Source organism: Micromonospora sp. AMSO12t, from assembly GCF_008806585.1.
Classification (GTDB): domain Bacteria; phylum Actinomycetota; class Actinomycetes; order Mycobacteriales; family Micromonosporaceae; genus Micromonospora; species Micromonospora reichwaldensis.
Window position 1 is genome coordinate 19,944 of the sequence record NZ_WAAS01000053.1, and the last position, 13,694, is coordinate 33,637.

The following is a 13,694-nucleotide window of genomic DNA, read 5'->3' on the forward strand; positions in this document are numbered from 1 at the left end:
TCATGGTGCGTGCCACCACGGATCCCGGCGATCTTGATGTGCCTTCGCAACTGGACCTCGCCAGCGACGACGCAGTGCTGCGTGAGGGCCTGCCGTGGCTGATAAAGACGTGGGCTCGTGCTGACGTCCGTGATGCCGTCACGCTGGCGAGCCCCGCCCTCGCGGAACAGCTTGACCGCATCAGCGCGGGTCCTGACACGGTGACGGCCAAGGTGGTTCGGCGGGCCGTCATCTCCGTCGCCGGCTACCTGCTGCGGTGGCAGCGGCGGGCGACACCGTTCGGTCTGTTCGCCGGCGTCACGATCGCCGCCACCGGATCGGGCAGCGTGCAGGTCGGACGGCGCCACCGTACGGTGGCGCGGGTCGACAGCGAGTGGCTGGCGGCCGTGATCGATCGGCTGGAGCAGCACCCGCAGCTGCGCCGTCGCCTGCGGGTGATCGCCGACAACACCGGCGTTGTTCGTGACGGCCGGTTCATCACCGCCCGCCGGGCCGACCCGGGCGGCGGCAAGGCGGTCCCGCTGCGCGACACGTCCGTGCGCTACACAGCGCCGGTGAAAACGGCGCTCGCCAGCGCCGCCGTTGGCATCCGGTATGACGAGCTCGCCGCCGAGTTGGCCGAGCGGTTCCCCACAGCCCAGCCCGAACAGATCACCACCGTCCTGGACAACCTGTTGCGGCAGGGCGCTCTCATCAGCGCTCTGCGCCCGCCGATGACGGTCACCGACAGTCTCACCCACGTGATCGAGACAGTGACAGCCGCTGGCGTTGAGCAGTTCGGCGACGTCGCCGCCGTGCTACGCGACCTGAAGATGGTGCGGCACCTGATCGATGAGCACAACAACCACGACGACCCACGGCAGGCGACCGCGGTCCGGGCCTCGCTCGCGCAGCGGATGCGCGGGGTCGTTGCCGCCAGCCAGCACACGCTGGCGGTCGACACCCGCCTCGACGCTCAGATCCGCGTTCCCGAGCAGGTGCTGACGGAAGCTGTCGAGGCGGCGCAAGTCCTGCTGCGGGTCAGCACCAAGCCGTTCGGGTCGACCGCCTGGCAGGACTACCGGTCCCGGTTCCGGGCCCGCTACGGCCAAGGGTCGCTCGTGGCGGTGCGAGACCTGCTGGCTGACTCCGGGCTTGGTTACCCGACCGGATACCTCGGTGCGCCCCGCGCGCATCCGAGCTGGCGCAGCGTCAACGAACGCGACGCGACGTTCCTTGCCCTGGTGCAGCGGGCCGCGCTCGACGGACGCGACGAGATCGTCTTGACCGACGCGGAGGTGGCAGCGTTGACCGTGGGCGAGCCGGCAGACGTGATACCGCCGGCACGTATCGAGCTCGGCGTGACCGTTCACGCCGCATCGATCGACGCCCTCGACCGGGGGGACTTCCGGCTGCGCTTCGCCGCGGCGCCGGGCTCGCCGACGAGTATGGTCGGCCGCTTCATCCACCTCTTCGACAACTACCAGCAGACCCAGCTTCAGGCCGCATGCGCGCCAGACGCGCCGTACGGCGACGCGGTGGCGGTGCAACTGTCGTTTCCGCCGCGGCGCCCGCACAACGAGAACGTCACCCGGGTCCCCCAGCTCCTGCCCGACGTCGTCGCGCTCGCCGAACACCCCACCGGTAATCCGATCAGCCTCGACGACCTGGCCGTCACCGCCGACGCCGACCAGATGTACCTGGTGCAGATCTCCACCGGCCGCCGAGTCATCCCCCACATCCCCCACGCACTCGACACCATCGTGCAAAGCCCTCCGCTGGCACGCTTCCTCGCCGAGGTCGCCGACGCGCGCACCACGGTGTTCGGCCCACTCGACGTCGGTGCCGCCCGCACGCTGCCGTACCTGCCGCGCGTTCGGTATCGACGCACGATTCTCGCCGCCGCACGATGGCTCCTCACCAGCGACCACCTGCCGTCGCGAGACGGCCACGGCTGGGACTCCGCGCTGCAGGCGTGGCAACGGCACTGGCGGGTCCCCGCCCGGGTCGTGCTCTGTCACGGCGAGTTCCGCCAGCCGTTGCACCTCGATGACCGGCTCGACCGGGCGTTGCTGCGCCACCGGCTGGCACAGGCCGAACGGGTGGAGCTGCGCGAGGACGCCCAGCCCGACGACCACGGGTGGATCGGCCGTGCCGCAGAGCTGCTGATCCCGATGCTCGCCATCACGCCCGCGCGCCGGCCGCTGCCGCACCTCGCGCCGCCCGGTCGGCTTCAGGTGCCCGGCGGCGCAGGCGTGCTGCAGGCGCGGCTGGCCGGCAACCCGGCGCGTTTCGACGACATCATCCGGCACCTCGCGTCGTTCACCGCGACGCTGGACGGCACGGTGCACCGGTGGTGGATTCGGCGACGTCGCGACCTGGTCCGTATGGACGCCGACCAGCACCTCATCGTCGTGCTCCGGCTGACCGCACCCGAGCACCACCCGACTGTCATCGCAGCTTTGGCCGCGTTCGCCGCTGACCTCGCCGCCCGTGGTCTGCCCGGCCAGTTGTCGCTCGTGCCGTACCAGGACCATCCCGGCCGCTACGGCTGCGACGAGGCGCTCGTCGCCGCCGAGGACGTGTTCGGCGCCGACACCACCTGCGTCATCGCCCAGATAGCAGCCGCCGCCGACCTCAACGTGCCGGCGCAGGCGCTGGCTGCCGCGTCCATGGCCCGGCTCGCCGCCGCGTTCGCCACCGACGGGACTTCGGGATATCAGGCCCTGCTCCAATGCCTGCCGCAGCAGACCGGGCCGCTGGACCGTGCACTGTGCGAGCAAACGCTACGACTGGTCGACCTACCTGTCGACGGGCGGCAGCCACAGTCACACCCCGCCGGGAAGGCGGTCGGCGACGCGTGGCAGGCCCGCAGCACCGCCCTGCGTCGGTACTTCGACGCTCTCGCCGCGCAGCGTGACCCGTCCGGTGTCCTGCCGACCCTGCTGCGTGACCACCACATCCGTGCGCTCGGCGTCGATCCCACCTTCGAGCAGAGCACCAACCGTCTGGCTCGCGCCGCCGCACTGCGCGCCCTAGCCCGGACCGCCCAGTGATGAACAGGCCAGCGACCAGCGCCACCGCCAGTGCCGATGTCGGGACGCCGACGATGGATGGTCCGGATGCCGCCCGCCAGTCGCTGGCCACCGGAGCGGCAGGCATCGCTCTGCTGCACCTCGAACGGGCCGTCGCCGGCAGCGGATCCTGGGCAGACGCGCATGCGCAGATCCGGGCAGCGGCGACCGGGCCGCTCGACGGCGGCCAGCACACCGGCTTGTACTACGGCATCCCCGCCATCGCGTTTCTCCTGCACCGCGCTGCCGAGGCCGACGACCGCTACCGCATTGCGGCGGCGACCCTCGATAAACACGTGGCACGGCTGGCACGCCGCCGCCTCACCGCCGCCACCGCCCGCCTGCGGCACGGTGGCGGCGGCTCGCTCGGCGAATACGACCTCTTTTACGGCCTCACCGGCATCGGCGTACTGCTGATGCAGCGCATGCCCCACAGCGACACCTTCGCCGATGTGCTGCGCTACCTGACGGTGCTGGTGCGCCCGCGTGAGCAGGACGGCCGCCTACTGCCCGGCTGGTGGGCCGCCCACGACCCCGACCCGACCCTGCCGACACCCGGCGGGCACGCCAACCTCGGTATGGCGCACGGCGCGGCGGGAATCCTCGCCCTGCTGGCCCTCGCCATGCGTCACGGCCACGTCGTGGACCACCACGCCGAGGCCATCGACCAGCTCACCCAACACTTCGACCGATGGCGCCAGCACGACGTCGACGGCGGCAGTTGGTGGCCACAGTGGCTCACCCTCGACGACCTCAACACCGGTCGCGTCAGCCAGCCCACACCGGGCCGGCCGTCCTGGTGCTACGGCACCCCCGGCATCGCCCGCGCACTCCAACTCGCCGCGATCGCCACGAACGACCCGGCCCGCCGCGCCGACGCCGAACACGCCCTCGCCGCCTGCCTCACCGACCGCCACCGAAGCCGGCTCACCGACCTCGGCCTCTGCCACGGCCTCGCCGGTCTCTACGCCACCGCCCACCACGCCACCGCCGACGCCCAAAGCCACGCCCTCCACCACCAGCTACCCGCCCTGGCCACCGCCATACAGACAGCCGCGCACCACCACGACCAGGACGGCAACGCCGGGCTGCTGACCGGCCACGCCGGCATCCACCTGGCCGCCGAAACCGCACGACACGGCACCACCCACACCGGATGGGACACATGCCTGCTGATCACCTGACCACCCCACTGGCCGCCAGCGTGCTCACCGTACTCGCCGGCACCCCCCTGCAGACAGTCGCGGCGACCGCAGCCATCGATCCCGCCGACCTCGCCGACGCCGTCGACACCTACCACCGCGCCGGCGGCGCCGCCCTTGCCGACGCCGAACACGCCGACGGCCCCTGGTACCAGGTACGCGTCGAGTTTCCCGACTGGAACACCGCAGAGACGACCGCGGTCACCTCACTCGGCCCCCGCCTCGACCACCTTACGAACGAGGGCGCCTGCGGCGGGTGGTGGTTCCTGCGCAAACATCCCTGCTGGCGCCTGCGCTTCACCCACGCCCACGTCGACGCCGTGAACCACGTCCTCGACGACCTCACCACCACCGGCGAACTCACCAGATGGTGGCCCAGCCTGTACGAACCGGAAACCGCCGCCTTCGGCGGCACAGCCGGCATCCGCATCGTCCACGACCTGTTCTGCGCCGACAGCCACGGCGTCCTCACCTACCTCTGCCAACCACAACCAGCCCTCGGCCGCCGCGAACTGTCCCTCCTCCTGCTCGGCGGCCTTCTCCAAGCCGCCGGCCTCGACTGGTTCGAACGCGGCGACGTCTTCGCACGAGTCGCCCAGATGCGTCCGATCAACCACATCACCAACAGCCGACTCGACGCGCTCACTGCCAACGTACGCGGCCTCCTCACGGTAGCGCCCACCACGGACAACTCCCTGTTCGAAGCCGACGGGGTAGTTCCCTTCGCCGCCCCATGGCACCGCGCGTACATCGAAGCCGGACGCGCCCTCGCCGCCGCCGCGACAGCCGGCACCCTCCACCGCGGCCTACGAGCCGTCACCAGCCACATCGTGATCTTCCACTGGAATCGACTCGGGCTACCCGCCCACACCCAAGGCGTCCTCGCCCGCGCCGCACTCGAAGCGTTCCTGCCGCGGAGCTGACCATGAACACCGCCCTCGACCCCACCACCATCCGCGCCGCCGTCCGCCGTTTCCCACTACTCGGCCGACCCCGACCCGCATGCCCCGCCCTGACCGACCGTGTCACCGAAGTCGCCGAACTCGCCGAGACGGCTGCCGCGCACCACGACAACGGCATGGCCGAAGCGGCCCACGCCCTAAACAAAGCCGCGCTGATCGCCAGCGACTGCGGCCTGCCGAACCTCGCCCACCAATGGTGCTGGGACCACATCAACATCTACCGGCAACGCGGCACGCTCACCGCCCTACAAGCCAGCTACCTGCTCGAACCCGTCCTCAACCTCGCCCGCCTACAGATCCGCGCCGACAACGGCCAGCCCGCACTACACCTGCTTCAAGCGATGTACCAAGCCATCACCACAGGCACCAACCTGACCATCGACGGCCGGACACTGCCACTGACCAACCTGACCGGCACACGCGACGATCTCGGCAAGCTGCGCCAGTGGACCTGGCTGCAACACCTCAGCGAAGGCATCCGCATCCTCGCCCTCGCCGGCCGGTGGGACGACGCCGTCACACACGCCAACGCACTCAACGGCATCGGCGGTCACCTCATGGAGGGACGACAAGCCACGATCATCGCTCACCTCCTGCGCGGAGACACCGACACCGCCCGCGTCATCCTCGATGACAGCACCAGCACCCAACCGTGGGAACAACATGTCGGCTCATGCCTCACCGTAATGTGCGCAACACCCGCAACGGCCAACTCTGGTATGTCCGCCATGGTCGAGCAGTTCCTAGCACAGGAACCCGTCACCGACTACGCCGTCTATCGAGCCCGATGGGGCCTCACCGCCGCCACGCTGTCCAGCAGACACGACGAAGCAACCGCTCAACAACTCCTGCGTCACGTGGCCACCGAGGTCCTCGAAGCACCCGACGGATACGCCGCCCGGGAAGTCCTCGCCCACCGCACCGCCCTGCACCTCAACGAGCCACATGAGCACGCTCTCGCCCACATCACGACAACAGCCGGTCTCAGGGCCGGCTCAATGCCCGAGGCAACCCTGCGAACTCTCCGCGAAGCAGCAAGAATCGCGAGCGATGCCCTGACATGCTCCGTCGGAAGCTGAGAGAGATGGGCGGACCCGAGTACGGCACAGCCTCCGCGTCACGCCGGGCTTCCATCACGCGATTCGGAACGCTGTGATGTATACCCCATTGAAGCGGCCAACCTCGGCACGGCGCCGGATCTATCAGACCCTCGTGCAACAGCCCGAGAGGCACTGGACGGTTCGCACACTGAGCGACGCACTGGCGATGCACGCCAGCGTCAAAGAGACAGCCGTCCGCGACACGATCAACCTGCTGCTGAGCCTGCGACTGGTTGAGCTGATCCCGCATCAGCGAGCGATAACCGTCAGCCTGACCGCCACCGGCGAACGAGCCCTCACCGTCGCGCTGCGCCGCGCTCAGGCGCAAGAGCGATCGTGACCAGCGATGCCTGTCGGCTACATCGTGTGGGGCATTCTCGGCAGCGGTGGGGCCACGTCTCCGTCGGCTCCCGCGCCTACCACGGACCGACCCTCGGCCCTGAGCAGTTCATGGCGCTGGCGGTCCTTCGTGGATCGTTCGAGCAGGCGGCGCGGCATGAGGACGACTGAGGCAAGCTACGGGAGACTGGCGCCGATGGGTTTCCGGCTGTGGCACGGCACCGAGATCGTCGCACTCGACGTGGAAGGCAGCGGCGCCCAGGACCGTGACACCGAGGCGATCCTGGAAGTGGCCATCGTTCCCCTCGCACACGGGCGGCCCGACCTCGGTCAGGCGTTCACGTCACTGGTCAACCCGGGACGGCCGATACCTCAGCGGCCCTGGCTCTCACCGGGACTGACCAACGCCGTGCTCGCCGAGGCACCGCCGCTTGAGCAGATCGCGCCGAGACTGATCGAGCTGGTCGAGGGCCGGTGGGTGGTGGGCCACAACATCAACGTGGACTGGCGGCTGCTGAGCAGGTACCTGCCCTCGCTTCGCCCAGCGGGCCTGCTCGACACGCTGCTGCTGGCGCGGGCGCTGAACTTCTCCGAGTGTTCTCTGTCGACGCTGGTGGACAGCCTGCGGCTACACAAGACGATGCAGGCGGCGGCCGGAGGCAGCCGGCCACACCGCGCTTACTGGGACACCGTCGCGACCGCCCACCTGCTACCGGAGCTGATCTCCCGGCGGTGGCCGGCGAAGCCGCCGACTTTCGAGAGCCTTCGACTTGCGGCCGGCGTTGCACTCCCTACGGGGACAGCCGACCAACCTGACCTGTTCGGCTAACCCACGCCCGAACCACCCCGTATGTCCCGCCTGCTCACCGCTGCGCTGAGCACCAGGTGGTGTCGGCGTACGGGTCAACGTGTCCAACCGGCTACAGCCGAACGTGCACAGGTCCGTCACGACGTTCAACGGTTCGGATCCCGGAGGACCAGTGCCCTCTGCCCTCGATCTGGCCATCGACTTCAACGACTACCGCTGCCCGAGTCGGGCCCAGATCGCGATTACTGAGGGTGACTGTCGTGGCGTCTGAGCCGCCGCGCGGATCGCGGCATGTGCGGATGTTGCCGGTGCGGTCAGTGGTCTTCGGCGTAGTGGGAATGCACGGCGGGTTGTCCGGTGTAGTTGGCGCCAGCGCGGTCGTCAGCACCGAGGTAGCTGTATGGGAGGCGGACCTCACGGCGGCCGGTGCAGCTGATCCGGCGGTGCCGGGGGTCGTAGGAGAATCCTTCGGCACGGAGTCGGGCGGTGAGGCGCTGCCCAGCGGGTCGCCCGTCAGGAAGCCGGATGCTGGACAGGTCCAGGTCGGCCACGAGCCGGCCGGTGGGAGTCAGCCAACCGGCCGCCCGGGTCAGGACTGCGAGCTTGTCTCCGACGTAGTGCAGTCCGTGCAGACAGGTGATCAACTCGAACGTCCGCGTTGGTGCCCAGTTGGCGACGGACCCGCAGATCAGCTCCAGATTCGAGAGCGGTGACGGTAGGGGATCGAAGGCGTCGACAAGGTCGACCCCGACGAGGAGTGTCCGCTCGGTCAGTCCCGCCATGCGCAGTTCCCCGGCAGCCTGGATCAGCGCCCGACCGGTGCCACAGCACAGATCCAACCAGCCAGCGGCTGCCGAAGGCTCGGCCCGACCGGCGCCGACCAGGCCGGCGGCGAGAACCTCAAGAGGATTGAACCCCAGTTCCCGGGTGTAACTGTTGACTCCGGACAGCTGCCGCTCGCGGTTCATGGCACAGTTGGCCACCACCGCCGACTGTTCCAAGGCGTCGTTGTCAAGCAGTTCGAGATCGGCGCGCTGGTCAGACACGGCACCATCGTCCCAGAGACAGCAAACTGTACCTTGACCAGCGGCAGGTCCGGATACGCCTAAGCGGTGCCCGTTCCGGCCCTCGGCGGAAGGAGGACGCTTCGTGTTGTGCGCATGCGCCTGTCAACCTGATCCAGCGGACGTTGGGTTCCGGGTCGGGAGGGCTGAACTGTGGGTATCGCGTGGCGTGATTCGCCCGAAGAACTGGTCGTGCTGTTACGCCGACACGGCCTGACTCCGGACCAGGTAGACAACGTCGAGGCGGCGTGGAAGGCGTTCCGCGAGTTTCTTACCCGGCCGGTTGACGGCCTGGAGCCAGGGCCGGACAGCGACGCCGACGGCTTCATCGTTCAGTGGGGCCGGTACAGCTGGCACGATCAGCTCCCCAGCCTGAGCTTCACTCGTCAGCTCGCCGTCGACGTGCGAGAAGCCTGGACCGAGACCGACTGGTACCAGCCAGAATACTGGCAGGTGAGCCTGGACCTGGTGTTCCCTGACGCACCCGTGCTTGCCGATCTCGACCGGCTCAACGTGCAGAACACCGGGTTCGACTTCAGTCCACCCGGCCCCGAACGAGACCGTGCGATCGGTGAAGCGGCGTGGGAAGTACAGCACTACCCCACACTGCAAGCTTTGTGGGCAAGTACCCCCTTGCGCAGCGCCGTCACGCTGTGCCGCGCGGACTGATCACCCGAGCGCCGCAGCCAAACTCCGCCGAGCCGATCACCACTGGTCGTGCTCTGTCTGCGGCAGAAGAGGATGTCTGCATCGATCAGTAGAGCCACCGGTCGAGCACTGCGGGCCAGAAGTGGGTTGCATGATCGCCGTCCCCGAACGCGGGCGGGTCAAAAGCCATGATCCGCTCCAACAGGTCGGCGAGCTCCGCGAGTGCTTTCTCTTCGGCCTGTCCGTCTTCGTCCCAGCGGCCGATGACGGTTGAGCTGGTCAGCCAGCTACCAACCATGTGCAGCGAACACAGCCAGTGGTTGATCGTTGGGTTGACGAACCAGGTGCTGCCGTCCGACGACCATGCCTGCACCTCACCGGTCCCCGGCGCGGCACTGTACACCCAGTCCAGGTCGTCGGGGTCTGCGAGCGGTGGAGTGTCGGTGGGCACGGGTAGCGTTGTGCGCTGTGAACGCTCGAGAGCGGATCCAGGAACTCGCCGACCAAATCGTGGTGCTGCGTGATGCGTACTACCGGGGTTCGCCGCTGGTGGCGGATGCCGAATACGACGCGATCGAGGACGAGTTTCGGGGGCTGGTCGACGCGCACCCGGAGTGGGTGCCCGACCCGAACCCGCTGGAGCAGGTGGGCGCGCCCGCGGTGCTGCACACACCGATCCGACACTCGCGGCCGATGCTGTCGCTCGAGAAGGCGACCCGGCCCGAGCAGGTCGCGGCGTTCTTCGCCCGCTTCCCGGGCCAGCCGGTAGTGGTCATGCCGAAACTGGACGGGCTGTCACTGGCCCTGGTTTACGAGAACGGGCAGCTGGCTCGGGCGATCACCCGAGGGGACGGGACGACGGGCGATGACGTGACCGTCCTGGTACGGGCGCTGGTCGACGGGGTGCCGGAGCAGCTCGTCGTGCCGGGCCGGGTTGAGGTGCGCGGCGAGGCGGTGATGCTGCGCTCCACGTTCGCCGCCTACAACACCGCACACCCGGACCGGCCGCTGATCAACCCGCGCAACGCCGCCGCGGGCACCCTGCGCGCGAAGGACCCGGTCGTGGTGGCCGAGCGACGGTTGCGGTTCTTGGCCTTCGACCTGGACACCTCTGATCCCGGTGGTGTCCGGACGGATCTGGAAGACGGGCTGCGGACCCTGGGGTTCACCGTCGCCGACATGAGGCACTGCACCACCGCCGACGCGGCGCAGGCGGTGATCGCAGCGATCGAGGAGCGGCGCAACGACCTTGACTACGATCTGGACGGCGCCGTGTTGAGGCTGGCCAACCGCGACGCCTACGTGGCCGCCGGTACCCGGTCCAACTCGCCTCGTGGTGCGTTGGCGTTCAAGTTCGCCGCTGAGGAGAAGACCACCGTGCTGTCCGGTGTGGTCTGGGACGTCGGCAAAACCGGCAAGATCGCCCCGGTCGCCCAGCTAGAGCCGGTATTCGTCGGTGGAACGACGGTCACCCGTGCGACACTGGCCAACCAGGAAGTGATCCGCGCACGCGGGATCAAGATCGGGGACACGGTGCTGGTACGCCGCGCCGGCGACGTGATCCCGTTCGTCGCAGGCGTGCTCGACGAGTCCAAACGCACGGGCGCGGAACGGGAGATCGTGCCACCCACCGCGTGCCCGTCCTGTCAACACCCACTGACCGAGCAGGGCGGCAGCCGCGAACTGTTCTGCACCAACGTCGGCTGCCCGGCGCAGACCGTACGGCGGCTAATCCATTGGGCGTCACGGGCAGCGGCGGACATCGAGGCCGTCGGCCCGGTGTGGATTGAACGGCTCGCCGAGGCCGGTGCCGTCGAGCACCCGTCGGACTTCTACACTCTGACCAAGGAAAGACTGCTGGAGTTCGACCGCATCGGCGAGGTCTCCGCCACCCGCATGATCGACTCGATCGATGCCAGCCGCCGGGTGGGGCTGCGCAGGGCACTGATCGGGCTCGCCATCCCCATGGCCTCCGAAGGCACCGCCACACGGCTGTGCCGTGCCGGGTTCGGCTCACTCGAAGAGGTCGCCGACGCGGGCGAGGAACGACTCGTGGTCATCGACGACATCGGCCCGAAGGTTGCCGCGTCCCTGATCGAACATCTCACCCGACTGAGGCCCGAACTGATGCGGCTGCGGCAGCATGGGGTCTCCCTGGACGTTCGCGACGAGGACCTCCCACCCGTCATCGCCTCCGACGCCCCACTAGCCGGCAAAACGGTGGTGATCACCGGCACGATCAGCGACCCCCGCTCCGGCGAGAAGGTCCCCCGCCCCACCTTCCAACGTCTCTGCGAGAAGGGCGGCGCCACCACCGCGTCCTCGGTCTCGGCGAACACCGACCTCCTCATCACGGGCGCCGACGTCGGCGCCAGCAAACTCACCAAAGCTGAGAAAAACGGCGTCCAGATCATCGACCAGAGCGAGATCTGGCAACAACTGATCACAGCCGGCATCGCCTGAAACAGCCCCGCAAGGACCAGCCGCGATCCTCACCCAACGACGTGCCTGAACCGACCTCCAACGTCGAGCCAAACGGGAGCAACCCTGGCCGGAGCGCGACCGAGGTTGCGCATCCGCACCTCCGTCACGCACCGTGACGCCCGGTCGGCGGCAGAAGAGTGAGCCGCAGTACCTGGCGGCGGCTGATCCTGCTCTCCGAACTGAAGGCGCGGCCGGCCGGCCTTGAGGACTGGGTCAGGCGCGGGTGGCTGGTTCGGTGGGCTTCGTGGTAGGGCCGTCGCTCGGTTCACCGTCGGCTGGCTCGGTCTGTGCTGCGTCGGCAGCGCGGGCGGGGGCTACCGCCTGCAGCCGGCGGACGTCCCGGCTGGCCAGCATGCCGAGGACGGCGAGCACCACCAATGTCGCCAGGATCAGCAGCGTGTCGCGGGTGCCGATTGCCACGGCGACCGGTCCGACCGCGATCTGGCCGAATGGGATGGCGACCCATGACCCCAACATGTCATAGGAATAGACGCGGGCCAGTCGGTCGGCCGGGATGTGCTGCGCCATCGACGTGTCCCAGGCCACCGCGAACTGCTCGACGGCAATGCCGACCGCCACTGCGGCCGTCAACAGCACGACGATGGTGGGCGCCAGGGCCAGCCCCAACAGCAGGAACGACTCGGCGAACATGCAGGCCACCCCGAGCAACAGCAGCCGGCGCACCCGGATCCGCAGGGCGATCAACCCGCCCACGACCATTCCGGCGGTTTCCGCCGCCAACACCAGTCCCCAGGCGCTACGGCCGATCGTCTCGTCCGCGACGGCCGGGCCGAGCACGTTCACGCCGCCAGCGAGGGCCGCGTTGAGGACCATGAAGCCGAGCACCACCACCCAGACCCAGGTCCGCGCGGTGAATTCCGTCCAGCCCTCCCGGAGGTCGGCAACGATACTCGTGCGGGTGCTCTTCGCCGGCGAGGCAGCGACCCGGACTCCGGCAAACGCGACAGCCGCGATAGCGAAGGTGAGCGCGTCGATGGCGAGGCCCCACCCCGGCCCGACGGCGGCCACCAGGAGACCGCCGAGCGCAGCGCCGCCGATCATGCCCGCGTTGATGCCGAGCCGGATGAGCGCGTTGGCCGGCTGGATCAACTCCGGCGGCACGGTCTGCGGCGTCGCGGCGGCCGAGGCTGGCTGGGACAGCGCGCTCACGATGCCGTTGGCCGCACCGAGCGCCAGCAGCAGCGGGATCGTCGCCGTGCCGGTGAGCACCAAGGCGGCCACCACCGCCTGGGTCAGCGCACTCAGCACATTGGAGCCGACCAGCACCAGCCGACGCGGAATCCGGTCAGCTATCACCCCACCGAAGAGCACGAACAGCACGGTCATCAGCGACCGCGCGCCGACCACCATGCCCAGGTCGCGCACCGAGCCGGTCATATCAAGCACGGCGAAGGCCAACGCGATGGGAGCGACACCATTGCCCAACATGTTGACCAGCCGGCCAGCAGCCAGGTATCGGAACGCGCCATACCGCAGCGGAGCCAGCATCAGCCCTCCATCCAAAACAGGCAGCATCAACGTGGAGCGGTTCGAGGGCACCAAGCCGTTCGCCCCCACGATGCCCTCCGCCGGAGTGCCCGAGGCCGCAGGGTAGAAGGCGGCTCACGCACGGGTGCAGGGAACACTCGTAATGATCGACTCTCAGCGCGACTCGATCGAGCCATTTTGGATGGTGCGGCAGAGAACCACGGATGGGCTGCGGATCGAGCTCCATCCCTCATGAGACCGCCCACGCTTCACCGGCATCCGCGGGAGGAGTCCTGTGACGGCTACCGACCCGCTGCTCGCCAGCGTCCCCGAGCAGTTCTATGTCCACAACCCGGACCGTGGTGAAACCCTGCACCGCTCCGCGACCGAGGCCATCCAGCGTGACGTGACCGCCCTGCTGAGGTTCCCCCCCGGGATGTGGACACCGGGTTATGCCGCGACCTGATGCAGCGTAGTCGGTGTGAGGGTCTGTTCGTAGTCGGCGGGACTGAGGTAGCCCAGGGCGGAGTGGCGGCGTCGGTGGTT

12 protein-coding genes are annotated in these 13,694 nt (G+C 68.9%); 9 read left to right on the top strand and 3 right to left on the bottom strand.

Translation table 11 applies throughout. The features are described 5' to 3' along the window. The first annotated feature begins 2 nt into the window (after window positions 1-2). The 6 genes from F6X68_RS11150 (at window position 3) to F6X68_RS11175 (ending at window position 7,485) form a co-directional block, all read left to right on the top strand. Window positions 3-3,035 carry a lantibiotic dehydratase gene (locus F6X68_RS11150; RefSeq protein WP_225852143.1) on the top strand — a complete coding sequence of 1,011 codons (3,033 nt, stop codon included), beginning with the start codon at window positions 3-5 and terminating at the stop codon, window positions 3,033-3,035. 53 nt (window positions 3,036-3,088) lie between these two features. Beyond that, window positions 3,089-4,237, top strand: coding sequence for a lanthionine synthetase C family protein (locus F6X68_RS11155; protein ID WP_151454202.1), 1,149 nt, complete (start codon window positions 3,089-3,091; stop codon window positions 4,235-4,237). Continuing rightward, window positions 4,219-5,178: a thiopeptide-type bacteriocin biosynthesis protein gene (locus tag F6X68_RS11160; protein WP_151454203.1), complete on the top strand. Its 960-nt coding sequence runs from the start codon at window positions 4,219-4,221 to the stop codon at window positions 5,176-5,178. The genes F6X68_RS11155 and F6X68_RS11160 overlap by 19 nt, the downstream gene beginning before the upstream one ends. Window positions 5,179-5,180: 2 nt before the next feature. Beyond that, window positions 5,181-6,296, top strand: coding sequence for a hypothetical protein (locus tag F6X68_RS11165; protein ID WP_151454204.1), 1,116 nt, complete (start codon window positions 5,181-5,183; stop codon window positions 6,294-6,296). Window positions 6,297-6,429: 133 nt separating this feature from the next. Further along, on the top strand, window positions 6,430-6,657 hold the full coding sequence (locus F6X68_RS11170) for a hypothetical protein (RefSeq protein ID WP_151454205.1): 228 nt from the start codon (window positions 6,430-6,432) through the stop codon (window positions 6,655-6,657). Window positions 6,658-6,852: 195 nt separating this feature from the next. Beyond that, window positions 6,853-7,485, top strand: a complete 633-nt coding sequence (locus F6X68_RS11175) for a PolC-type DNA polymerase III (protein ID WP_151454206.1) — start codon at window positions 6,853-6,855, stop codon at window positions 7,483-7,485. Window positions 7,486-7,778: 293 nt separating this feature from the next. On the opposite strand, the gene F6X68_RS11180 is transcribed toward F6X68_RS11175, so the two are convergent. After that, a complete protein-coding gene (locus F6X68_RS11180) occupies window positions 7,779-8,510 on the bottom strand; it encodes a class I SAM-dependent methyltransferase (protein ID WP_225852141.1) in 732 nt (243 codons plus the stop codon). 171 nt (window positions 8,511-8,681) lie between these two features. On the opposite strand from F6X68_RS11180, the gene F6X68_RS11185 reads away from it, so the two are divergent. After that, a complete protein-coding gene (locus tag F6X68_RS11185) occupies window positions 8,682-9,197 on the top strand; it encodes a hypothetical protein (RefSeq protein WP_151454207.1) in 516 nt (171 codons plus the stop codon). An 85-nt stretch (window positions 9,198-9,282) separates the two neighbouring features. On the opposite strand, the gene F6X68_RS33455 is transcribed toward F6X68_RS11185, so the two are convergent. Further along, entirely contained in the window at window positions 9,283-9,627 is a 345-nt protein-coding gene (locus F6X68_RS33455) for an SUKH-4 family immunity protein (RefSeq protein WP_192581368.1), read from the bottom strand. Between the two features lie 17 nt (window positions 9,628-9,644). Here F6X68_RS33455 and ligA point away from each other — a divergent pair, with 17 nt between their 5' ends. After that, window positions 9,645-11,639, top strand: coding sequence for an NAD-dependent DNA ligase LigA (gene ligA, locus F6X68_RS11195; RefSeq protein ID WP_151454209.1), 1,995 nt, complete (start codon window positions 9,645-9,647; stop codon window positions 11,637-11,639). Between the two features lie 234 nt (window positions 11,640-11,873). Here ligA and F6X68_RS11200 read toward each other — a convergent pair whose 3' ends face one another. Further along, the gene (locus tag F6X68_RS11200) at window positions 11,874-13,169 is read right to left on the bottom strand and encodes an MFS transporter (RefSeq protein WP_151454210.1); all 1,296 of its coding nucleotides are present in this window, start codon (window positions 13,167-13,169) and stop codon (window positions 11,874-11,876) included. Between the two features lie 274 nt (window positions 13,170-13,443). Between F6X68_RS11200 and F6X68_RS11205 the strand changes: the two genes are divergently transcribed. Continuing rightward, window positions 13,444-13,614: a hypothetical protein gene (locus F6X68_RS11205; RefSeq protein WP_192581369.1), complete on the top strand. Its 171-nt coding sequence runs from the start codon at window positions 13,444-13,446 to the stop codon at window positions 13,612-13,614. Window positions 13,615-13,694: the final 80 nt, after the last annotated feature.